Source organism: Pseudomonas sp. LBUM1668, from assembly GCF_059695715.1.
This window is the reverse complement of sequence record NZ_CP166787.1, coordinates 1,123,383-1,144,412: the sequence shown is the minus strand read 5'-3', so window position 1 is coordinate 1,144,412 and position 21,030 is coordinate 1,123,383. Positions and strand designations below refer to the sequence as shown.

23 protein-coding genes are annotated in these 21,030 nt (G+C 59.2%); 8 read left to right on the top strand and 15 right to left on the bottom strand.

Annotated features, from left to right (window positions below; all coding sequences use genetic code 11):
- Positions 1 to 99: 99 nt before the first annotated feature.
- From thrC to ffh, 10 genes are all read right to left on the bottom strand, one after another.
- Positions 100 to 1,509, bottom strand: a complete 1,410-nt coding sequence (gene thrC, locus ACA061_RS04995; RefSeq protein WP_150617234.1) for a threonine synthase — start codon at positions 1,507 to 1,509, stop codon at positions 100 to 102.
- 105 nt (positions 1,510 to 1,614) lie between these two features.
- Entirely contained in the window at positions 1,615 to 2,919 is a 1,305-nt protein-coding gene (locus tag ACA061_RS04990) for a homoserine dehydrogenase (RefSeq protein ID WP_150617233.1), read from the bottom strand.
- Between the two features lie 131 nt (positions 2,920 to 3,050).
- Positions 3,051 to 3,782, bottom strand: coding sequence for a bifunctional protein-disulfide isomerase/oxidoreductase DsbC (gene dsbC, locus ACA061_RS04985; RefSeq protein ID WP_150617232.1), 732 nt, complete (start codon positions 3,780 to 3,782; stop codon positions 3,051 to 3,053).
- A gap of 326 nt (positions 3,783 to 4,108) precedes the next feature.
- Positions 4,109 to 5,005, bottom strand: a complete 897-nt coding sequence (gene xerD, locus ACA061_RS04980) for a site-specific tyrosine recombinase XerD (RefSeq protein ID WP_042557828.1) — start codon at positions 5,003 to 5,005, stop codon at positions 4,109 to 4,111.
- A 69-nt stretch (positions 5,006 to 5,074) separates the two neighbouring features.
- Positions 5,075 to 5,488, bottom strand: a complete 414-nt coding sequence (locus ACA061_RS04975; protein WP_150603767.1) for an acyl-CoA thioesterase — start codon at positions 5,486 to 5,488, stop codon at positions 5,075 to 5,077.
- Positions 5,489 to 5,638: 150 nt separating this feature from the next.
- Complete coding sequence (rplS, locus tag ACA061_RS04970; RefSeq protein WP_003175895.1) at positions 5,639 to 5,989, bottom strand: 50S ribosomal protein L19; 351 nt, start codon at positions 5,987 to 5,989, stop codon at positions 5,639 to 5,641.
- A 45-nt stretch (positions 5,990 to 6,034) separates the two neighbouring features.
- Positions 6,035 to 6,787, bottom strand: coding sequence for a tRNA (guanosine(37)-N1)-methyltransferase TrmD (gene trmD, locus ACA061_RS04965; RefSeq protein WP_042557825.1), 753 nt, complete (start codon positions 6,785 to 6,787; stop codon positions 6,035 to 6,037).
- Between the two features lie 2 nt (positions 6,788 to 6,789).
- Entirely contained in the window at positions 6,790 to 7,326 is a 537-nt protein-coding gene (gene rimM, locus ACA061_RS04960) for a ribosome maturation factor RimM (protein ID WP_034154824.1), read from the bottom strand.
- Between the two features lie 5 nt (positions 7,327 to 7,331).
- Positions 7,332 to 7,583, bottom strand: a complete 252-nt coding sequence (gene rpsP / locus ACA061_RS04955) for a 30S ribosomal protein S16 (protein WP_042557823.1) — start codon at positions 7,581 to 7,583, stop codon at positions 7,332 to 7,334.
- A gap of 249 nt (positions 7,584 to 7,832) precedes the next feature.
- Positions 7,833 to 9,209, bottom strand: a complete 1,377-nt coding sequence (gene ffh / locus ACA061_RS04950) for a signal recognition particle protein (RefSeq protein WP_150617231.1) — start codon at positions 9,207 to 9,209, stop codon at positions 7,833 to 7,835.
- A 210-nt stretch (positions 9,210 to 9,419) separates the two neighbouring features.
- Between ffh and ACA061_RS04945 the strand changes: the two genes are divergently transcribed.
- The 3 genes from ACA061_RS04945 (at position 9,420) to ACA061_RS04935 (ending at position 13,114) form a co-directional block, all read left to right on the top strand.
- A complete protein-coding gene (locus tag ACA061_RS04945) occupies positions 9,420 to 10,232 on the top strand; it encodes a cytochrome C assembly family protein (protein WP_150603765.1) in 813 nt (270 codons plus the stop codon).
- Between the two features lie 12 nt (positions 10,233 to 10,244).
- Positions 10,245 to 11,486, top strand: a complete 1,242-nt coding sequence (locus tag ACA061_RS04940) for a transporter associated domain-containing protein (RefSeq protein ID WP_150617230.1) — start codon at positions 10,245 to 10,247, stop codon at positions 11,484 to 11,486.
- A gap of 311 nt (positions 11,487 to 11,797) precedes the next feature.
- Positions 11,798 to 13,114, top strand: a complete 1,317-nt coding sequence (locus ACA061_RS04935; protein WP_150603763.1) for an MFS transporter — start codon at positions 11,798 to 11,800, stop codon at positions 13,112 to 13,114.
- A 114-nt stretch (positions 13,115 to 13,228) separates the two neighbouring features.
- On the opposite strand, the gene purT is transcribed toward ACA061_RS04935, so the two are convergent.
- The 5 genes from purT to ACA061_RS04910 form a co-directional block, all read right to left on the bottom strand.
- A complete protein-coding gene (purT, locus tag ACA061_RS04930; RefSeq protein WP_497300737.1) occupies positions 13,229 to 14,410 on the bottom strand; it encodes a formate-dependent phosphoribosylglycinamide formyltransferase in 1,182 nt (393 codons plus the stop codon).
- A gap of 100 nt (positions 14,411 to 14,510) precedes the next feature.
- Positions 14,511 to 14,978 (bottom strand): preQ0 transporter, encoded by a 468-nt coding sequence (locus ACA061_RS04925; RefSeq protein WP_210701490.1) that lies wholly within the window; start codon positions 14,976 to 14,978, stop codon positions 14,511 to 14,513.
- A gap of 162 nt (positions 14,979 to 15,140) precedes the next feature.
- Positions 15,141 to 15,356 (bottom strand): DUF1289 domain-containing protein, encoded by a 216-nt coding sequence (locus ACA061_RS04920; RefSeq protein WP_150603762.1) that lies wholly within the window; start codon positions 15,354 to 15,356, stop codon positions 15,141 to 15,143.
- Complete coding sequence (locus ACA061_RS04915) at positions 15,353 to 15,877, bottom strand: gamma carbonic anhydrase family protein (RefSeq protein WP_497300736.1); 525 nt, start codon at positions 15,875 to 15,877, stop codon at positions 15,353 to 15,355. Before ACA061_RS04915 ends, ACA061_RS04920 begins: the two co-directional genes overlap by 4 nt.
- 51 nt (positions 15,878 to 15,928) lie before the next feature.
- Complete coding sequence (locus tag ACA061_RS04910) at positions 15,929 to 16,528, bottom strand: CoA pyrophosphatase (RefSeq protein WP_150594921.1); 600 nt, start codon at positions 16,526 to 16,528, stop codon at positions 15,929 to 15,931.
- Positions 16,529 to 16,674: 146 nt separating this feature from the next.
- Here ACA061_RS04910 and ACA061_RS04905 point away from each other — a divergent pair, with 146 nt between their 5' ends.
- From ACA061_RS04905 to ACA061_RS04885, 5 genes are all read left to right on the top strand, one after another.
- Complete coding sequence (locus ACA061_RS04905; protein ID WP_210701489.1) at positions 16,675 to 17,226, top strand: NUDIX hydrolase; 552 nt, start codon at positions 16,675 to 16,677, stop codon at positions 17,224 to 17,226.
- Positions 17,227 to 17,324: 98 nt separating this feature from the next.
- A complete protein-coding gene (locus ACA061_RS04900) occupies positions 17,325 to 17,840 on the top strand; it encodes a L,D-transpeptidase family protein (RefSeq protein ID WP_150617226.1) in 516 nt (171 codons plus the stop codon).
- A 282-nt stretch (positions 17,841 to 18,122) separates the two neighbouring features.
- Positions 18,123 to 18,854, top strand: coding sequence for a GntR family transcriptional regulator (locus ACA061_RS04895; RefSeq protein ID WP_042557811.1), 732 nt, complete (start codon positions 18,123 to 18,125; stop codon positions 18,852 to 18,854).
- Between the two features lie 24 nt (positions 18,855 to 18,878).
- Positions 18,879 to 19,985: an N-acetylglucosamine-6-phosphate deacetylase gene (gene nagA, locus ACA061_RS04890; RefSeq protein ID WP_210554579.1), complete on the top strand. Its 1,107-nt coding sequence runs from the start codon at positions 18,879 to 18,881 to the stop codon at positions 19,983 to 19,985.
- Complete coding sequence (locus ACA061_RS04885; RefSeq protein ID WP_497300733.1) at positions 19,966 to 20,988, top strand: SIS domain-containing protein; 1,023 nt, start codon at positions 19,966 to 19,968, stop codon at positions 20,986 to 20,988. Before nagA ends, ACA061_RS04885 begins: the two co-directional genes overlap by 20 nt.
- Positions 20,989 to 21,030 lie beyond the last annotated feature (42 nt).

Sequence of the window (21,030 nt, the reverse complement as noted above, 5' to 3'; positions counted from 1 at the left end):
CTCACCCGTCCTTCGTGGGTGAAAACCCGAGCAGTGTGGCAGTAGAAACAAAAAAGCCCGTCAGGAGACGGGCTTCAAAATGTGACAGCTTTCGCGGGCTTAAAGTGGCTTGCCGCGGTTGCCATGCTGGCTGACAAAGGCCTGCACGGCTTTCAGGTCGTTCGGCAGAACGGTGCTGCGCTCATTTCGCTCAAACAAATCAGAAAGATGTGCAGGTAGCTCGAGAGCTTTTCCTACACCGGCCTTCTCCACCGCGTCCGGGAATTTCACCGGATGGGCAGTGCCCAAAATGACCATCGGGATGTCCAGGCTGCGACGGCACTCGCGCGCGGCTTTGACACCGATGGCCGTGTGCGGATCCAGCAGTTCACCGGTCTGCTCGTAAACTTCGGCAATGGTTTCACAAGTCTGGGCATCGTCGACAGCCAACGAGTCGAACAGTTTGCGTGCTTCGGTCCAGCGCTCTTGCTCGACGCTGAAACCACCGCCCTGCTTGAACGAATCCATCAGCCCGGCAATCGCTGCACCGTTGCGACCGTGCAGGTCGAACAGCAGGCGCTCGAAGTTCGACGAGACCATGATGTCCATCGACGGCGACAATGTCGCGTGCAGGGTTTCCTTGACGTACTGATTGCCGCTCATGAAGCGGTGCAGGATGTCGTTGCGGTTGGTGGCGACGATCAACTGGTTGATCGGCAGGCCCATGTTGCGCGCCAGGTAACCGGCGAAGATGTCGCCGAAGTTGCCAGTTGGCACCGAGAACGATACCGAACGCGCCGGGCCGCCCAGCTGCAGGGCTGCGTGGAAGTAGTAAACGATCTGGGCCATGATCCGCGCCCAGTTGATCGAGTTCACTGCCACCAGACGGGTGCCTTTGAGGAAGCTCTGGTCGGCGAAGCTGGCCTTGACCATTTCCTGGCAGTCGTCGAAGTTGCCTTCAATAGCGATGTTGTGGATGTTCTCGCCGAAAATCGTGGTCATTTGGCGACGCTGCACTTCGGACACACGGTTGTGTGGGTGCAGGATGAAGATGTCGACGTTTTCGCAGTGTTTGCAGCCTTCAATGGCAGCCGAACCGGTATCACCCGAGGTGGCACCGACGATCACCACGCGCTCGCCACGCTTTTCCAGCACATAGTCGAGCAGACGACCGAGCAGTTGCAGGGCGAAGTCCTTGAACGCCAGGGTCGGGCCGTGGAACAGCTCGAGCACCCATTCGTTGCCGTTCAACTGACGCAGCGGCGCGACGGCGCTGTGCGAGAACACCCCGTAGGTTTCTTCAAGAATCTTTTTGAAATCGGCGTCCGGAATACTGCCGGTCACGAACGGTCGCATAACCCGAAAGGCCAGCTCGTGATACGGCAGGCCAGCCCAGGAAGCGATTTCTTCCTGAGTGAAACGTGGCAGGACTTCCGGGACGTACAGACCGCCGTCGGTGGCAAGACCTGCCAGCAGGACGTCTTCGAAATTCAGGGCCGGTGCCTGGCCGCGGGTACTGATATAACGCATAGGGGCAAACCTTCGGTTTGAGCTACAAGCTGTGAGCTGCAAGCTACAAGTGAAAAGCGGCTCTGCTTTTACTTGCAGCTTGAAGCTTGAAACTTGCCGCTGCTGTTAATTCAAGTGTTCGACGCGGATCCGCACAACCGGACCGTCCACGCCGGCAAGGGCCTCGAGAGCGGCGATCGCATCGTTGATACGCTTTTCCACCACACGGTGGGTCAGCAGGATCATCGGCACCAGACCGTCGTGTTCCTCGACTTCCTTCTGCATGATCGACTCGATGTTGATGCCGCGCTCCGAGAGGATGCTCGCCACCTGAGCGAGAACGCCCGGATGGTCCTTGGCCTGAATACGCAGGTAGTAGGCGCTTTCGCAGGCTTCGATCGGCAAAATCGGATGGGCCGACAGCGAATCCGGCTGGAAGGCCAGATGCGGTACGCGGTTTTCCGGGTCGGAGGTCATGGCGCGAACCACGTCCACGAGGTCGGCGATCACCGACGAAGCCGTCGGCTCCATGCCAGCGCCAGCACCGTAGAACAGGGTTGAACCGGCAGCGTCGCCGTTGACCATCACCGCGTTCATCACGCCGTTGACGTTAGCGATCAGACGATCGGCCGGGATCAGCGTCGGGTGTACACGCAACTCAATGCCGGCGTCAGTGCTGCGCGCCACGCCGAGGTGCTTGATGCGATAGCCCAGCGCTTCGGCGTAGTTGACGTCAGCCGTGGTCAGCTTGGTGATGCCTTCGGTGTAAGCCTTGTCGAATTGCAGCGGAATGCCGAACGCGATGGAGGCCAGAATCGTCAGCTTGTGCGCCGCGTCGATGCCTTCAACGTCGAAAGTCGGATCGGCTTCGGCGTAACCCAGTGCCTGAGCTTCGGCCAGCACGTCTTCGAAGGTGCGACCCTTCTCACGCATTTCGGTGAGGATGAAGTTGCCTGTACCGTTGATGATCCCGGCGACCCAGTTGATGCGGTTGGCGGACAGGCCTTCACGGATCGCCTTGATCACCGGAATGCCACCGGCCACTGCCGCTTCAAACGCCACGATCACGCCTTTCTCGCGTGCCTTGGCGAAAATTTCATTACCGTGAACGGCAATCAGAGCCTTGTTCGCGGTGACCACATGCTTGCCATTCTCGATGGCCTTGAGTACCAGCTCGCGGGCAACGGTGTAGCCGCCCACCAGCTCTATGACGATGTCGATCTCAGGGTTCGTGGCCACTTCGAAGACATCGTTGGTAATCGCAATACCGGTCGTCTGGAACTGAGGCTTTGGCGTGCGCATGGCAATTTGTGCCACTTCGATCCCACGCCCGGCACGACGAGCAATTTCCTCGGCGTTGCGCTGAAGTACGTTGAAGGTACCGCCACCGACGGTCCCTAACCCACAGATGCCTACTTTGACCGGATTCACTGTGAACTCCCCATAAAACGGCCGACGCAGGGTCGGCCGGAAAACAACCGCGTGCTCGCGGTTCTCTATTAATGGCCCGGCGATGCTGCCACCGGACCATGATCGTCAAAGGCTGACCGTGACGATGCGAATTACTTGACGCCCAGCGCCAGTTTGGCGACTTGTGGCGCCGGCTGGTAGCCCGGAATGACTTGTCCGTCAGCCAAAACGATGGCCGGTGTGCCATTCACGCCAATCGACTGACCGAGCGCGAACTGTTTGGAAACCGGGTTCTCGCACTTGGCGGCCTTGATTTCCTTGCCATCGACCATTTTGTCCATGGCGGCTTTCTTGTCTTTCGAGCACCACACGGCTTGCAGTTGCTCGTCGCCCGGCGAACCGAGGCCCTGACGCGGGAACGCCACATAACGCACTTCAATGCCGCGCTTGTTCAGCTCAGGCACTTCGGCGTGCAGTTTGTGGCAGTACGGGCAGGTAGTGTCGGTGAATACGGTGATGTGCGATTTGGTTTCGCCCACGGCCGGGTACACCACGGTTTCGGCAACCGGAATGGCGTTGACCAGTTTGGAGACACCCAGACGTTCGGTCTTCTCGGTCAGGTTGACCGGCTTGCCGTCCTTGAGCTGAAACAGATAGCCCTGAACGATGTATTGGCCGTCGGCGCTGGCGTACAGCACGCGACTGCCCTTGAGCTTGACTTCATACATGCCTGGCAGCGGGCTGGCGTTGATGCTTTCTACCGGAACCTCGAGTTCGAGTTTTTCGAGACTTTGACGAATGGCTTTGTTGGCCGCGTCATCGGCGACGGCAAAGGTACTGACCAACGCAATGGCTGCGGCGGCGAAAATCTGGGTCAGACGCATGAGAACTCCTGAAGGCGGACAAATGGATCGATCAGAACGCCCGTGCCGAAACACCGGGTCATAACCGTCCATCGTGCAAACCGGCAAAGCCTAACACATAAGGTCACGGTGGCCGAATGCGCTGGATGCCAGAGAAACTGTGATGCTCGATTGGCAATCCTCAGCGTGGCGAGGGGATTTATCCCCGATGGGTTGCGAAGCAGCGCCAAAACCATCCGCCATCATTCAGTCAGGCAAACCGCGTTGACTGGATTTGCGACGACTTCGTCGCCGAACGGGGATAAATCCCCTCACCACAGGTCAGCATTCCAACATTGGAACCTGCATCAGCCTCTTGGGTGGTGTTTGGCGTGCAGGTCCTGCAATCGAGCGCGGGCGACGTGGGTGTAGATCTGCGTGGTCGACAGATCGCTGTGCCCGAGCAACATCTGCACCACGCGCAAATCCGCGCCATGGTTGAGCAAATGGGTGGCGAACGCATGCCGCAAGGTGTGCGGCGACAGCGACTTGCCGATCCCCGCGACCTTGGCCTGATGCTTGATCCGGTGCCAGAAGGTCTGACGAGTCATCTGCTCACCCCGCTGACTGGGAAACAGCACGTCACTGGGCCGGCCGCCGAGCAACTCGCTGCGACCGTCCCGCATGTAACGCTCGACCCAGACAATCGCCTCCTCGCCCATCGGCACCAGCCGCTCCTTGCTGCCCTTGCCCATCACCCGCAGCACGCCCTGACGCAGGTTGACCTGTTCGAGCGTCAGACTGATCAACTCGGTGACCCGCAGACCACAGGCATAAAGCACCTCAAGCATGGCGCGGTCGCGCTGGCCGATGGCTTCGCTCAGATCCGGCGCCTTCAGCAGCGCCTCGACGTCCGCTTCCGACAGCGACTTGGGCAGCGGCCTACCCAGTTGGGGCATGTCGATGCGTAACGTCGGGTCAACGGTGATGATCTTTTCTCGCAGCAAATACCGATAAAAGCCACGCACCCCGGAGAGAAATCTGGCGGTAGAGCGTGGCTTGTAGTTCTGCTCCAGGCGCCAGGACAGATGATCGAGAATGAGCTCACGACCGGCGTTGATCAGCTCCAGGTTCTTTTCCTGCAGCCAGCCGTTGAATAGCGCCAGATCACTGCGGTAGGCATCGCGGGTGTTATCGGACAGGCCTTTTTCAAGCCATAAAGCGTCGAGGAATTGGTCAATCTGCGGATGGTCGATGGCAGGCATAAAGGCTCAAGTCAGGCAGCAACTGCGGGTGGTCGACAGTCTTTCACAGAGCAATCGATCACGGAACACTCAGCCGGCAAATCCCGGAAGCACCGGCACCGGTCGCTTGTCATCATCAATGGCGACAAAGCTGAACTGGCCATGAATCGCTTTCTCGCGACCGTCGCAGCTCATGCTTTCAACAAACACTTCTACCTCGACCTTGAGGCTGGTGTTGCCGACCTTGATCACCTTCCCCACCAGCTCAACGATCGAGCCCGCCGGGATCGCATGATTGAAGTCGATGCGGTCAGTGGACACGGTCACCAGTGGCAAGCGGCAGAAACGCGTGGCGGTGATGAACGACACTTCATCCATCCATGCCAGCGCAGTGCCGCCGAACAGAGTGTTGTGGTGGTTGGTGGTCGGCGGAAAGACGGCTTTGGTTACGCGGGTCACCGAGAGTTCGGTGCGGCGTTCGATTTCCTGGTCGCGCGGGGTCATGGGGTTACTGCTCTTGTGTGACGGGCTTCCGAATGAAAAGCAAGATCAACAGATCGCAGCCTTCGGCAGCTCCTACAGGGGAGATTTGGTGAATTTCGGGCAACAAAAAAGCAGCCCGAAGGCTGCTTTTTTCTGCATCGGAAGCTGGACTTAAGCCAGTTTTTCCTTGATGCGAGCTGCTTTGCCCGACAGGTCGCGCAGGTAGTACAGCTTGGCTTTACGTACGTCACCGCGACGTTTGACAGCCATGCTGTCGATCTGCGGGGAGTAGGTCTGGAAAGTACGTTCTACGCCAACACCGTTGGAGATTTTACGTACGGTGAACGCACTGTTCACGCCGCGGTTACGCTTGGCGATAACAACGCCTTCGAACGCTTGCAGACGGGAACGATCGCCTTCCTTCACTTTCACCTGAACGACAATGGTGTCGCCTGGGGCAAAGGTAGGGATTTCTTTGGTCATCTGCTCTGCTTCGAGTGCAAGGATGATTTTGTTGGTCATGCTGTGCTCCTAAGGTAAATCAACTGATCTACCATCGATACGTTGTTAACTATCGTCCCGCTCGCGGATGTATTCCTCGAGCAGCTTCTTCTCTTCTCCAGAAAGCGAGCGGCTTTCCAGAAGATCGGCGCGTCGTTCATAGGTCCTACCAAGGGACTGCTGTAAACGCCAACGCCGGATATGCGCGTGATTGCCACTTAGCAACACGTCGGGAACACGCTGATCCGCATACACCTCAGGTCGGGTGTAGTGCGGGCAATCCAGCAAACCATCCGTAAAGGAATCTTCCTCAGCGGAGTCCGCATGCCCTAAAGCTCCAGGCAGCAGCCGTGTAACCGCATCGATCAGGACCATGGCCGGCAGCTCACCGCCAGACAGTACATAGTCGCCAATCGACCACTCTTCATCGACATGAGCCTCAATAAAGCGCTCGTCAATGCCTTCATAGCGGCCGGCAATCAGGATCAATGCATCCGATTGTGCCAACTCGCGTACCGCCGACTGATTCAGTTGACGGCCTTGGGGGGACAGGTAAATAACCTTCGCCTCCTCCCCGGCTGCTGCCTTGGCCTGAGCCAGCGCATCTTCCAGGGGCTTGATCTTCATCACCATGCCCGGACCACCGCCAAACGGGCGATCGTCCACAGTGTGATGCCGATCCGTCGTGTAATCTCGCGGATTCCAACAGGTCAGCTGCAAGAGCCCCTGTTTGACCGCACGACTGGTGATGCCGTAGTCGCCAATGGCGGAAAACATCTCGGGAAACAAACTGATCACTTCTACGCGCAAGTTAGCCACGCTTAGAAGTCCGCGTCCCAATCCACCTTCATCTCGCCCGCTGCGAGGTCGACTGCCAACACGCATTGCTCCGTATAGGGCAACAGGCGTTCGCGATCATCCAGGCTGCCAGCGCAAGGCTTGACTACCATTACATCATTGGCGCCGGTTTCCAGAAGATGATCGATTTTCCCGAGCAATTGCCCAAGGGTGTCGATGACCTTCAGACCTTCGAGTTGGTACCAGTAGTACTCACCGTCGGTCAATTCAGCGAACAGGTTGCGCGGCACGCAGATCTCATAACCGGCCAGAAGACGAGCTTCTTCACGATCATCAAGACCCTTGAGCTTTGCGACCAGGAACTTGTCGCTCCCGCGTCCACTGACCAGCTCAACCTGTTTCACATTACCTTCGCGCTTGAGCGTCCAGGTTTTGTACTGCAACAGGTTTTCAGTCGGATCAGTAAAGGAATAAACCTTCACTTCGCCGCGAACGCCATGAACAGAATAAATTTTGCCAATAACGATCAAATCATCGGCAACAGCAGGCGTCGCGTTCATATTGCTCAGGCCGCAGCCTTGGCAGTTTCCTTCAACAACTGAGCAACACGCTCAGAAGGTTGTGCACCAACGCTCAGCCAGTAGGCTACGCGCTCTTGGTTCACGGACAGACGGATTTCCTGACCACGGGCAACAGGGTTGAAGAAACCAACCTGTTCTTTGTGGGAACCGTCACGCGGGTTACGCGAGTCGGTTACGGTCAGGTGGTAAAACGGGCGCTTTTTGGAGCCGCCAAGGGCAAGACGGATTGTTAGCATGTGAACATCGTTCCTGTAGTCGGTGCTGCAAATCTAAAGGCACAGCGGGCATAGGTGCCCGAAAGGCCGCATATTCTAAGGAATATCCGGACTTTTGCAAATGTCTTTTTCCGGCGGCCTATCGGACGCCATGCAGATTTGCTATAGAGCCGTCGTTGAAAACGGCCAGTCAGCTCCCGCCAAGTGCGGGTTTGCTGTTGATCCCGCATCCTTGCGGGGCCTGCGCCGGTGCGACGACCGGCCAGTTTTTTACATTTTCGGCATACCGCCGCCGGGCAACATACCGCCCATGCCGCGCATCATCTTGGCCATTCCGCCTTTGGCGGTGAATTTTTTCATCATCTTCTGCATTTGCTTGTGCTGCTTGATCAAGCGACCGATGTCCTGCACCTGAGTGCCGGAACCCATGGCGATCCGGCGCTTGCGCGAACCGCTGATCAGCTCAGGGTCGCGGCGCTCGGCCGGGGTCATGGAGTTGATGATGGCTTCCATTTGCTTGAACTGCTTCTCTGCGGCGTTCTGGGCATTGCCCATTTGCGACAGGTTGACGCCGCCGATGCTCGGCAGTTTGTCCATGAGCCCGCCTAGGCCGCCCATGTTTTTCATCTGTTGCAGCTGATCGCGGAAGTCTTCGAGATCGAAGCCCTTGCCCTTCTTCAGCTTCTTGGCCAGCTTGTCGGCCTTGTCCTTGTCGAGGGTCGCTTCAGCCTGTTCGATCAGGCTGAGCACGTCGCCCATGCCGAGAATCCGCGAAGCGATACGCTCAGGGTGGAACGGATCGAGCGCTTCGCTCTTTTCGCCCATACCGATGAACTTGATCGGCTTGCCAGTGATGGCGCGCACCGACAGGGCCGCACCACCGCGCGCATCGCCGTCGACCTTGGTCAGGATCACACCGGTCAGCGGCAGTGCATCGCCGAAGGCCTTGGCAGTGTTGGCCGCGTCCTGACCGGTCATGGCATCGACCACGAACAGGGTTTCGACCGGGTTGATCGCGGCGTGCAGCGCCTTGATCTCGCCCATCATCTCTTCGTCGATGTGCAGACGGCCGGCGGTATCGACGATGACCACGTCGATGAATTTAAGCTTTGCTTCTTTAATAGCCGCAGCGGCGATGTCGACCGGCTTCTGGCTCAGGTCGGACGGGAAGAAGGTGACACCGACTTCACCGGCCAGCATTTCCAGCTGTTTAATAGCAGCAGGACGATAAACGTCCGCCGACACGACCATGACCGACTTCTTCTTGCGCTCTTTAAGGAAGCGCGCAAGTTTACCGGCGGTGGTGGTTTTACCAGCACCCTGCAGACCGGCCATCAGAATGACGGCGGGCGGCACGGCGCTCAGGTTCAAGTCTTCGTTGGCTGCGCCCATCAGGCTTTCGAGTTCGGCCTGGACGATCTTCACGAACGCTTGGCCCGGCGTCAGGCTGCGCGACACCTCGGTGCCGACAGCGCGCTCCTTGACCGAATTGACGAAGTCCTTGACCACCGGCAGGGCGACGTCGGCTTCGAGCAACGCCATGCGCACTTCACGCAGGGTGTCTTTGATATTGTCTTCAGTCAGCTTCGCCTTGCCGGTGACATGGCGCAGCGTCTGCGAGAGACGGTCGGTTAAGTTTTCAAACATTGCGCGATCCTTTCAGGCCCTGTGTAGACCGGGATAATGGCGGCCCAGACCGGAATCAACATGTGCTCGGCGAGCCTGCGGCGTGGGCAGGTCGCGGATTATAGCGAAGACTGCGTCTGGCGGACACCTCGCTGTCAGCTTCCTGAGTCTTTCGTGTCATGGCGGTTCTATGCCAAACTCAGCCCCTTTCGGGCTTGCCTAACAGGATTTATGCTCCCCTTGTCACCCAGTTTGCTGACTACCCTCGCCGCCGCCCTTCTATATGCCGCTGCGACCCTTTATCAGAGCACTCGTCTGGCCACCGGCGCCAAGGCGAACAAGCGCCTGCTGGTTACGCTCGGCGTCCTCGCCGTGGTGGCTCACAGCGCCAGCCTGCTCACGCATTTGCTGACCCCGATCGGTCTGGGCCTGGATTTCTTCAGCGCCTCCAGTCTTATCGCGGCGGCAGTGATCGCCCTGACACTGCTCGCCTGCTCGCGGATTCCCGTAGAGAACCTGTTGGTGCTGCTGTTCCCGCTGGGTGCGATCACCGTGTTGCTGGCGCAGTTCGCGCCGGCCGGCACGGTGCAGATCATCGATGAAGAGCCGGGTATTCTTGCGCACATTCTATTGTCGATCCTCGCCTACGGGATGTTCACCATCGCGGTGTTCCAGGCCTTGCTGCTGCTGGTGCAAGACCACCAGCTCAAGCACAAGCACCCGTCCGGGCTGATCAAGAACTTCCCGCCGCTGCAAACCATGGAAAGCCTGCTGTTCGGTTTCCTCTGGGCCGGCTGGACGCTGCTGTCGCTGTCGCTGATCTCCGGCTGGCTGTTCGTCGAGAACCTGTTCGCCCAGCATCTGGTGCACAAGACCCTGCTGGCGTGCTTGGCCTGGATCGTTTTCAGTGTGCTGTTGTGGGGCCGCAACCGTCTCGGGTGGCGTGGCCACAAGGCGATTCGCTGGACCCTCGCCGGTTTCTGCCTGCTGATGTTGGCGTACTTCGGCAGCAAACTGGTTCGTGAATACATTCTGCACATCTGACGGGCGGCATAAATGGACGGTTTGCCCATAGGGCCGATGCTCGCGGTATTTGTCCTGCTGGTTTTATGGTCGGGGCTATTTACCGCGGTCGAAATCGCGCAGCAGCACCTGCTCGCACAACGCACAGCCTCGCGCGCCAGCGATAAACCGCTGGCGAAGCTGAGCTTCCCGCTCGACAGCCTGATCCTCTGCAACACCCTGTGCCGTGCGCTCGCAGTGGTGATCGCCACGCTGCTGGCGATTTTCCTCTGTGAAGAAAACGGTCCGTGGGCGGCGTGCCTGGGTGTCGGTGCGGTGTTGCTGGTGTTTGCCGATTACTTCCCGCGCACCCTCGCCCAGCGCTATCCGGATGCCGTGCTGGCGTTTGGCAATTCGCTGCTGGCGGTGCCGCTGAAAATCGTTTATCCGTTCGCCTGGCTGTTCAGCCGTATCAGCGCTTTGCTGCTGACGCCGCTGGTGCGCAAAGTCCAGGTCGTGCAGCAAAGCGAAGACGATGCGCCGACTGATCGTCACGATGCCCCGGAGCATCCGGTTCGCGCGCACCCGGTGTCGGGTATCCATGCGCTGGACAACATTACGGTCAACGACATTCTGGTACCCCGCAGTGACGTCGACGGTATCAACCTCGACGATCCGATCGAAGAAATCATCGAACAACTGCGCAACACCAAGCGCACGCGCCTGCCGCTGTTCCACAGTGATATCAACCAGGTTGAAGCCGTGCTCAACACCCGGCAGATCCGTCACTTGCTGAACAATGACGACCTGACCCGCGAAGCACTGCTAGCCGCCAGTTACGAGCCGTACTTCGTGCCCGAAAGCACGCCGCTGCAGCTGCAATTGCTCAACTTCCACAAGCAGCAGCGACGGCTGGGCATGGTGGTCGACGAGTACGGCGAAGTGCTCGGCATCGTCACGCTGGAAGACATTCTCGAAGAGATCGTCGGCGAATTCGAAAGCGAGCACAGCCTCGATAATCCGCACATTCACCCACAAGCCGATGGCCGCATGATGATCGACGGCACCGCCTCGATCCGTGAATTGAACAAGTGCCTGGGCTGGCACTTGCCCAGCGATGGGCCGAAAACCCTCAATGGCCTGGTAACCGAGGCGCTGGAGACCATTCCGGAAAGCGCTGTTTGCTTGAAGATCGGGCGTTATCGGCTGGAGATTCTCGAGACCGAGGAGAACCGGGTGAGTAAGGTGCTGATCTGGCATACCTCTTCTGTACCTGCTCTGGTGCCTGCCAGATAGAAGATCAAAAGATCAAAAGATCGCAGCCTTCGGCAGCTCCTACAGGGGAACGTATTCCAAATGTGGGAGCTGCCGAAGGCTGCGATCTTTTGCTCTTGTTTGATTGTTAGCCTCCTTCCTATAATCGAGCCGGCTTACCCAAGCCTCGCCGAACCTTGTGCTTACCCCGCACTACACGGATCTCGACGATTTCCGCTTCACTCCGACGACTGTTCCTACTCGAAACAGCGCTCGCGCCTGATCCCACATCCCTGGGTGCTCAACCATAATAATTCGCTCCACCGGAGCTCATGACTGTCAGGGATCACCGCATGACGACCAGTACCGCTTTCAGCGAAACCGCGCCTGCCCAACCGACCAACTCCGCCACCCGCGTGGCGACGGCGAGTTTTATCGGCACCGCCATCGAGTTCTACGACTTCTACGTCTACGCCACGGCTGCCGCACTGGTGATCGGGCCGGTGTTCTTTCCGCAAACGTCCGGCACCGCACAGATGCTCTCGGCGTTTCTCACCTTTGGCATTGCCTTCCTCGCCCGACCATTGGGTTCGGCGCTGTTCGGTCACTTCGGTGATCGCATCGGGCGCAAATCGACACTGGTCGCCTCGCTACTGTTGATGGGCGTGTGCACCACGTTGATTGGTGTGCTGCCGGGTTACGCCACCATCGGGGCCTGGGCGCCGATTCTGTTGTGTGTGCTGCGCTTTGGTCAGGGCCTGGGATTGGGCGGCGAATGGGGCGGTGCCGCGCTGCTGGCCACGGAGAACGCGCCGAAAGGCAAACGAGCGTGGTTCGGCATGTTTCCGCAACTCGGCCCTTCGATTGGTTTTCTCGCCGCCAATGGTCTGTTCCTGACGCTGGCCATGACGCTGGATGACGAACAGTTCCGCAGTTGGGGCTGGCGCATTCCGTTTCTGCTCAGCGCAGCGCTGGTGATGGTCGGTCTGTATGTACGTCTGAAACTCCACGAAACGCCAGTGTTCGCCAACGCCATGGCGCGCCAGGAGCGGGTCAAACTGCCGCTGGTCGAACTGTTCAGCCAATATTGGGCGCCGACCCTGTTGGGCGCGGCGGCGATGGTGGTGTGTTATGCGCTGTTCTATATCTCGACGGTGTTTTCCCTGAGCTACGGCGTGTCCACCCTCGGTTACAGCCGCGAGACGTTCCTGGGGCTGCTGTGTTTTGCCGTGTTGTTCATGGCCGCAGCGACCCCACTGTCAGCCTGGGCCAGCGATCGTTATGGACGCAAACCGGTGCTGATCATCGGCGGTGTACTGGCGATTCTTTCGGGGTTTCTGATGGAGCCGCTGCTGACCCAGGGTTCGACCTGGGGCGTGGCGCTGTTTCTGTGCATCGAACTGTTCTTGATGGGCGTGACGTTCGCACCGATGGGCGCGTTGCTGCCGGAACTGTTCCCGACCCACGTGCGCTATACCGGCGCGTCGGCCGCGTACAACCTTGGCGGCATTGTCGGAGCCTCGGCGGCGCCGTTCTTTGCGCAGAAACTGGTGGCGATGGGTGGTTTGAGTTATGTCGGCGGGTATGTTTCGGGAGCGGCGGTGATCAGCTTGATCGCGGTGCTGTGCTTGAAGGAAACGCGCAATAACGATCTGAATCAGATTGCCTGACAGACCGCTATCGCGGGCAAGCCCGCTCCCACAGGGATTTCTGTTGATCACAAATTTTGTGTGCAACCAAACAACCTGTGGGAGCGGGCTTGCCCGCGATGAACGCGCCTCGGTTTACAGCTCTACAACAACAGCATGAGCAGCACGGGTCGCCTTGGCACGAGCAGCCTCGATCGACTCATCCCGCGCCAATGCCACGCCCATCCGGCGCTGACCGTTCACTTCTGGCTTACCAAACAAACGCAACGCCGTATCCGGTTCGCTCAGCGCAGCGCCAAGATTGGCGAATGCAGTCTGGGTCGACTGCCCTTCCACCAGAACCACCGCCGAAGCCGATGGACCGAACTGACGGATCAGTGGCACCGGCAAGCCGAGAATCGCGCGGGCATGCAGGGCGAATTGCGACAGGTCCTGGGAAATCAGCGTTACCAGGCCAGTGTCATGCGGACGCGGCGAAACTTCGCTGAACCACACCTGATCACCTTTGATAAACAGCTCGACACCAAACAGCCCACGGCCACCCAGCGCCTCGGTTACCGCTTTGGCAACACGCTCGGATTCCGCCAACGCAACCGGGCTCATGGCTTGTGGCTGCCAGGATTCCTGATAGTCGCCCTTCTCCTGACGGTGACCGACCGGTGCGCAGAATGTAGTGCCACCGATGTGGCGCACGGTCAGCAGAGTGATTTCGTAGTCGAAATCAATGAAGCCTTCGATGATCACCCGCCCTTTGCCGGCACGACCACCTTCTTGGGCGTAGTCCCAGGCTTTCTGCACGTCATCGGCGCTGCGCAGCAGGCTCTGGCCTTTGCCCGACGAACTCATCACTGGTTTGACGACACACGGGAAACCCAGGTCTTCAACAGCTTTGCTGTAGTCCTCGAAGGTGTCGGCGAAGTGGTACGGCGAGGTCGGCAGGTCCAGCTCTTCGGCGGCCAGACGACGGATGCCTTCACGGTTCATGGTCAATTGCGCAGCGCGAGCGGTCGGGATCACGGTGAAGCCTTCGGCTTCCAGCTCGACCAGAGTGGCGGTGGCGATGGCTTCGATTTCCGGCACGATGAAGTGCGGTTTCTCGGCTTCGATCACTGCGCGCAGGGCGGCGCCATCGAGCATGTTGATCACGTGGCTGCGATGCGCGACCTGCATGGCCGGCGCGTTGGCGTAGCGGTCGACGGCAATCACTTCAACACCCAAACGTTGCAGTTCGATCACCACTTCCTTGCCCAACTCACCACAGCCACACAGCAATACGCGGGTCGCGGTTGGCGACAATGGAGTTCCGATACGGGTCATCTCAGGTCCTCAAAGAAGCGGATCATCGAGGAAAGCGTCGCCATGCGCGCTTTCCATGGGGAGAAAGCGCGGCATTTTACATGAACCCGAGGGTTTGGCTTCAGCTGGCGACGGCCTGTTTGCGATCGCGCCAGGCCATGATCAACCAGACAGCGGTGACGCCGGCAAACTTCGAGACCAGCGCAGTGATGATCACCGGCGGAGTCAGCAGGTCAATCATGCCGAAAAAGATGAAGGTGTCGAGGGGAATGCTCAGTGCCGAACTGATCCACAACCGGTCGCGCAATGGGCGCTTGGTGATGCTGAACACCAGCCAGTCGATGCATTCGGAGACCGCGAACGCCGTGGCACTGGCCAGAGCGATGGACGGATCAGACGTGACGTAGGACAACACCAGTGCCGCCAGCATGGCAATGATTGCGCCGTGGCCGAAGCGGGTTTGCACCATGTCACGCAGCACGAACACCAAGCCGCCCCACGCCGACCAGATGATGTCCAGGTGTGGCGCGGTGGAGAAAGCGAAGTTGATGAGTACAACGCTGCTGATGTAGGCGATGAGGAAAATCATGGGGGCGACCTGTCAGATTGGCGCACAGGTTACTTTAGACACAGCAGAATCAAAAGATCGCAGCCTTCGGCAGCTCCTGCATTAACCGTGTTCGCCGCCCATTCCGCAGATGAATACTGAACCTGTAGGAGCTGCCGAAGGCTGCGATCTTTTGATCTTGAATTATTGGCCCGGCGTCTTACCTATCATCCACACCAACCCACTCGCCTTCGCCCGCTCATGACACAACCCCAACACCACCCGCCGCTCATCGTTATTCATCCGGCTCCAGCGCGTAATCTCCGCCACCGTACGCTGGCACCCGGTGCAAATATCAGCCTCATCCAGCGCACAAATATTCACGCACGGCGAGGCGACTGGTCTTTCCGGCGTAGTCATTCTTCCTGCTCAACCAGATCGCGGGCATAACGCTGAGCGTTATGCACATAGTGGGCGGCGCTGGCTTCGAGCATTTTCTTCTGCGGCTCGGTCAGCTCACGCACGACTTTGCCTGGCGAACCCATGACCAGCGAGCCATCGGGGATTTCCTTGCTTTCACCAATCAGCGAGTTGGCGCCGATGATGCAGTTTTTGCCGATCTTTGCGCCATTGAGAATCACCGCGTTGATGCCGATCAGGCTGTAATCGCCAACTGTGCAGCCATGCAGCATGGCGTTATGGCCAATGGTCACACCGGTGCCGATGGTCAGCGGGTAGCCCATGTCGGTGTGCATCACCGTGCCATCCTGCACATTGCTGTTCTTGCCGATCAGGATCAACTCGTTGTCGCCGCGCAGTACGGCGTTGAACCAGACGTTGGCGCCCTCTTCCAGCTTGACCTTGCCCACCAGCACAGCGTTGGGGGCGACCCAGCTCTGTGGGTGGGTCTCGACACGGGCGTCGCCCAAGCGGTATTTCATCTTGTTTTCCTCAGGGCTCACGAGTGGCCATTCGAACGATGGCTTATGACTTCAGGTGTTGATAAAGCTTTTGGGCGGCTGATGCAGGCTGATTTTCGCGTCATAGAGCAGATTGATCAACTCGACAATCATGATCGCCGTCAGCCCCCAGATCTTGTACTCACCGTATCGATAGCTCGGCACGTACCAACTGCGGCCCTGATAGTCGATGCGATGGGTGTGTTCGCGGGGATCGGTACGGAAGAATTCCAGCGGGACGCTGAACACGGCGGCAATTTCTGCGTCGTTGGGCTGGTATTCGACAAAATCGGGGATGACGCCGACATAAGGCGTGACTTTGATACCGTGCAGGGAGATCAGCGGGCTAAGCGGACCGATCACTTCGACCAGCCCTGGCGGCAGGCCGATTTCTTCTTCGGCTTCGCGTAACGCGGTGAAGATCAGATCGGGATCTTCCGGGTCGCGGCGCCCACCGGGAAAGGCCACTTCGCCGCCGTGGGTCGAGAGGCCGCTGGCCCGCAGGGTCAGCACCAGTTCCGGCTCGTCACTGCGGGTGATCGGCACCAGAACGGCGGCCTCGGGGAAACGTTTGTCGGTCTCCAGCGTGCGCGGTGTGTGGTTGCTTACCCTATGCAGTAGCTCGTCCAGCATGAGTGTTCTCGATCTGTGCCTTACCCTGCATCATGCACCAATCATTGCAGCCGCCCAACCCCCTCACGGGGCCATGTCGCGAAACGACAACTTGCCGACCGACACCGCTGCACGCCAAGATAGGCGCAGCCTTCAGGAACCCAAGCATGAAATTTTGCAGCCAGTGCGGTAACCCGGTGACCCAGCGCATTCCCGAGGGCGACTCGCGACTGCGATTTGTCTGCGATAGCTGTCAGACCATTCACTATCAGAACCCCAATATCGTCGCCGGCTGTGTCGCGACCTGGGGCACTAAAGTGCTGCTCTGTCGCCGCGCCATCGAACCGCGCCTCGGTTACTGGACCCTGCCCGCCGGATTCATGGAAAACGGCGAGACCATCGAGCAGGCCGCGATCCGCGAAACCGCCGAGGAAGCCTGCGCCCGGGTGCGCAACCTGAGCATCTATACCCTGATCGACGTGCCACACATCAGTCAGGTGCATGTGTTCTTCCGCGCCGAGCTGGCCGAGCCAGATTTTGCTGCCGGCCCCGAGAGCCTGGAAGTGCAACTATTCGACGAAGCCGACATTCCATGGGACGAGCTGGCTTTCCGCACGGTGGGGCGTACCTTAGAATGCTTCTTCGCGGATCGGCGCGCCGAGACCTACCCGGTTCGTTCCGAATCGATTCCGCCGCTGGCCCAGCCGGTCATTATTTGATCCAGCGACGGCACCGGCTAGAAGATCAAAAGATCGCAGCCTGCGGCAGCTCCTACACTTAACGTCATATTTGCGTCACTTCCTGGGGAATCGTTTCAATGCGCTGGTTGCTTGCCCTGTTCTGCCTGTCGTTCGTTACGGTCTCGCAAGCGTCATTCGTGACCACCGTGACGCCTTCAAACACCCCGATGATCGAAAAAGTCCTGGTGCTCAAATCGGCTCATCGTCTGCAGTTGATTGCCGACGGCAAGCCGCTCAAAACCTATCGCATCTCGCTTGGCAAGGGCGCGAAAAAGGGTCCGAAACTGATAGAAGGCGACAAACGTACACCTGAAGGCTTTTATTGGATCGACTGGCGCAAGACCAGCGAGAAATTCAATCTGTCGATGCACATTTCCTACCCGAACATCACCGATTCGGCCCGCGCCCGCCGTGAAGGCGTCGAGCCCGGCGGGATGATCATGATTCACGGCACGCCGGACACGGAAGAAAACCCCGAAGACCTGCTGCACACCCTGGACTGGACCGACGGCTGCATCGCCATGCGCAACGTCGATATGCGCGAAGTGTGGGGTCTGGTGCCGGACGGCACGATGATCGAAATCCGCCCTTAATCACCGACCGCCGGTCACCTGCAAAAAATAAATCAAAAGATCGCAGCCTTCGGCAGCTCCTACAGGGTTGATACCACTTCCTACTGTAGGAGCTGCCGAAGGCTGCGATCTTTTGCGTTTTACAGTCCATCCCTAATACCACTTAAAGCCCACCGACCTAAAACCCGCCATTTCATTGGCCTAATGGCCATTTCACTGCGTTGACATGGTATTCAAGTGGTATTAATTTCCGCCCCACAAGCGAGCCACAACAATCCAATACTCGCGCCGGAAATGACCGACATGAATGACCTCCACGTCCTACGCCCCGACGACTCCCAGCCGACGCCGCTGTACCTGCAACTGGCGCGCAACCTGGAAGCGGCGATTCATTCCGGTCAGTGGAAAGCCGAACAGGCGATGCCTTCGGAGCGCAATCTCAGCGAGCAGCTCGGCATCTCCCGAGTCACCGCCCGCAAGGCGCTGGAAGTGTTGTTCGACCAAGGCCTGATCCGGCGCTTGCAAGGTTCCGGCACGTTCATCACCCCACGCCTGGAACAACCTCTTTCACGCCTTTCCGGCTTCAGTGAAATGCTTCGCCTCAAGGGCTTCGTGCCCAGCTCGCAATGGCTGGAGCGAGAAATCACCCTGCCGACCCACGAAGAACTGATCCGTCTCAGCCTGTCGCCGAACGACAAGGTCGCGCGCATGAAACGCCTGCGCAAAGCCGACGACACCGTGATGGCCATCGAGATGAGTACCCTGCCCGCCTCGATCATGCCCAAGCCGCAAGCGGTGGGCGATTCGCTCTACGAATACCTCGACGGCATCGGCAAACCGATCGTCCGCGCCTTGCAGCACATTCAGGCGATCAACGCCTCGGACGAGTTTGCCGCCCTGGTCGGCATCGCCCCCGGTACCGCCATGCTGCTGATGACCCGGGTCGGCTATCTGGAAGACAACACGCCGATCGAAGTCACCGACACCTATTGCCGCAACGACTACTACGACTTTGTTGCAGAGCTGCGTCGTTAAGAGCAGCCATAAGCGAGAACCAAAATGTCCGAAGACAACATCCTCACCGCCAGCGGCTGGATTCGCGGCCGGCTGATTCACGAACACGGCAAAGTCGTGTCGATCGAAGGCGTGCCTTGCGATCCGGCAGATAACGACCTGCCGTATCTGCTGCCGGGCTTCATCGACCTGCACGTTCACGGCGGTGGCGGCAAAGACATCATGGAAGGCGCCAGCGCCTTCGAGACCATCACCAAAACCCACGTGCGTTTCGGCACCACCTCGCTGCTGGCCACCACCATGACCGCACCGAGCGCAGAGATTTCCAGCGTTTTGAAAGAGGTCGGCGAGTTCTGCGAACAGCGTCCGAAAGGCAGCGCGCGAGTGCTCGGCGTGCACCTTGAAGGCCCGTACATCAATCCCGGCAAACTCGGCGCCCAACCAAACTTCGCCCACACCGCGTTGATGGCCGAGGTCGAAGAGTATCTGGCGTTGGCGCCGATTCGCGTGATCACCATTGCTCCGGAAATCGCCGGCCACGACGCTTTGATTCGTGAACTCAGCAGTCGCGGCATCCGCATGCAGATCGGCCACACCCTCGGCAGTTACGAGGAAGGCGTCGCCGCACTGGACGCCGGCGCGACCAGCTTCACCCATTTGTACAACGCCATGAGCCCGCTGCATCACCGCGAACCCGGGATCGTCGGCGCGGCACTGGCCCACGCCAAATTCGCCGAGCTGATTCCGGATTTGTTGCACGTGCACCCCGGCGCCATCCGCGTCGCCCTGCGTTCGATCCCGTGCCTGTATTGCGTTACCGATTCGACCGCCGCCGCTGGCATGCCCGACGGTGAATACAAACTCGGCAGCCACACCGTGACCAAATGCCTGGGCGGCGTGCGCCTGCCCGACGGCACGCTGGCCGGCAGCACGCTGACCATGGATCAAGCCCTGCGCAATCTGGTGAAGATCGGTTTGCCGATTGCCGAGGCTTCGCAACGTCTTTCGCAATTCCCCGCCGACTATCTCGGCATCACCGAACGCGGGCGCCTTGTACCCGGCGCCTGGGCCGACTGCGTGCGGCTGGATCGCTCACTCACACTGACCGCCGTCATGGTCGAAGGAGAAGACATTGACTTCAAAAATGCTTGAAGAGGCGCTGTCCTCGTTCGAGGCCGTGCAAGCCCAACTGCAGCAACTCGACCCGCAACTGATCGAGATCGCCGGGCGTCTGCGCCGTCAGCCGCCACAAGTGGCAATGACCATCGCGCGCGGCAGCTCCGACCACGCAGCGAGCTACTTCGCCTACCTGACCATGCAGCAACTGGGCGTGCCTGTGGCGTCGATTCCGATGTCGGTGGTGACCATGCAGCAGGCCCCGCTGAAGGTCAGCGGTCAGGTGGCGTTTGCCTTTTCGCAATCGGGCCAAAGCCCGGATCTGGTCAACAGCCTGCGTTTGTTGCGCAAGCGTGGCGCGCTGAGCGTGTCGATGGTCAACGCCGCCGATTCGCCATTGGAAGCCGCGTGTGAATTCAGCGTGCCGCTGCTCGCCGGCATCGAAAGCAGCGTCGCCGCGACCAAGAGCTTTATCGCCACCCTCAGCGCCAGCGCCCGTTTGGTCGCGCACTGGAAAGAAGACAGCGAACTGCTTGAGGCGCACAACGCCTTGCCTGAAGGCTTGCGTGCAGCAGCGCAGCAGGACTGGAGCGTGGCCATCGACGCCCTGCGCGATTGCGAGCGACTGATGGTCATCGGCCGTGGCGCCGGTTTTGCCATTGCCCAGGAAGCGGCATTGAAATTCAAGGAAACCTCGGCGATCCAGGCCGAAGCGTTCAGCAGCGCCGAAGTGCGTCACGGCCCGATGGCGCTGATTGACGAGCACTACCCACTGTTGGTGTTCGCCCCACGCGGTGCCGAACAGGCTGGTCTGTTGAGCCTTGCGGCAGAAATGCGTCAACGCGGCGCCCGGGTATTGCTGGCCGCGCCAGATGATGTGAGCGAACGCGACCTGACCCTGACCCGTGCCGAACACCCGGCCCTCGACCCGATTCTGGCCATCCAGAGTTTCTACGTGATGGCCGCAGGTTTGGCCGTGGCCCGAGGCATGGACCCGGATCAACCGCGCCACCTGAGCAAAGTGACCCGCACGCACTGACCACTGATGAGCGACCTGTAGGAGCTGCCGAAGGCTGCGATC

Excerpts from the sequence above, each read along its gene's own strand:
- ACA061_RS04940 (WP_150617230.1), top strand. The coding sequence starts at position 10,245 with ATGGACGGTTTGCCCATAGGGCCGATGCTCGCGGTATTTGTCCTGCTG.
- thrC (WP_150617234.1), bottom strand. The coding sequence starts at position 1,509 with ATGCGTTATATCAGTACCCGCGGCCAGGCACCGGCCCTGAATTTCGAA.
- ACA061_RS04975 (WP_150603767.1), bottom strand. The coding sequence starts at position 5,488 with ATGACCCCGCGCGACCAGGAAATCGAACGCCGCACCGAACTCTCGGTG.
- xerD (WP_042557828.1), bottom strand. The coding sequence starts at position 5,005 with ATGCCTGCCATCGACCATCCGCAGATTGACCAATTCCTCGACGCTTTA.
- ACA061_RS04905 (WP_210701489.1), top strand. The coding sequence starts at position 16,675 with ATGAAATTTTGCAGCCAGTGCGGTAACCCGGTGACCCAGCGCATTCCC.
- rpsP (WP_042557823.1), bottom strand. The coding sequence starts at position 7,583 with ATGCTAACAATCCGTCTTGCCCTTGGCGGCTCCAAAAAGCGCCCGTTT.
- ACA061_RS04900 (WP_150617226.1), top strand. The coding sequence starts at position 17,325 with ATGCGCTGGTTGCTTGCCCTGTTCTGCCTGTCGTTCGTTACGGTCTCG.
- ACA061_RS04935 (WP_150603763.1), top strand. The coding sequence starts at position 11,798 with ATGACGACCAGTACCGCTTTCAGCGAAACCGCGCCTGCCCAACCGACC.
- ACA061_RS04945 (WP_150603765.1), top strand. The coding sequence starts at position 9,420 with ATGCTCCCCTTGTCACCCAGTTTGCTGACTACCCTCGCCGCCGCCCTT.
- ACA061_RS04910 (WP_150594921.1), bottom strand. The coding sequence starts at position 16,528 with ATGCTGGACGAGCTACTGCATAGGGTAAGCAACCACACACCGCGCACG.
- ffh (WP_150617231.1), bottom strand. The coding sequence starts at position 9,209 with ATGTTTGAAAACTTAACCGACCGTCTCTCGCAGACGCTGCGCCATGTC.
- purT (WP_497300737.1), bottom strand. The coding sequence starts at position 14,410 with ATGACCCGTATCGGAACTCCATTGTCGCCAACCGCGACCCGCGTATTG.
- ACA061_RS04895 (WP_042557811.1), top strand. The coding sequence starts at position 18,123 with ATGAATGACCTCCACGTCCTACGCCCCGACGACTCCCAGCCGACGCCG.
- ACA061_RS04915 (WP_497300736.1), bottom strand. The coding sequence starts at position 15,877 with ATGAAATACCGCTTGGGCGACGCCCGTGTCGAGACCCACCCACAGAGC.
- ACA061_RS04925 (WP_210701490.1), bottom strand. The coding sequence starts at position 14,978 with ATGATTTTCCTCATCGCCTACATCAGCAGCGTTGTACTCATCAACTTC.
- dsbC (WP_150617232.1), bottom strand. The coding sequence starts at position 3,782 with ATGCGTCTGACCCAGATTTTCGCCGCCGCAGCCATTGCGTTGGTCAGT.
- rimM (WP_034154824.1), bottom strand. The coding sequence starts at position 7,326 with ATGAACGCGACGCCTGCTGTTGCCGATGATTTGATCGTTATTGGCAAA.
- rplS (WP_003175895.1), bottom strand. The coding sequence starts at position 5,989 with ATGACCAACAAAATCATCCTTGCACTCGAAGCAGAGCAGATGACCAAA.
- nagA (WP_210554579.1), top strand. The coding sequence starts at position 18,879 with ATGTCCGAAGACAACATCCTCACCGCCAGCGGCTGGATTCGCGGCCGG.
- ACA061_RS04920 (WP_150603762.1), bottom strand. The coding sequence starts at position 15,356 with ATGACTACGCCGGAAAGACCAGTCGCCTCGCCGTGCGTGAATATTTGT.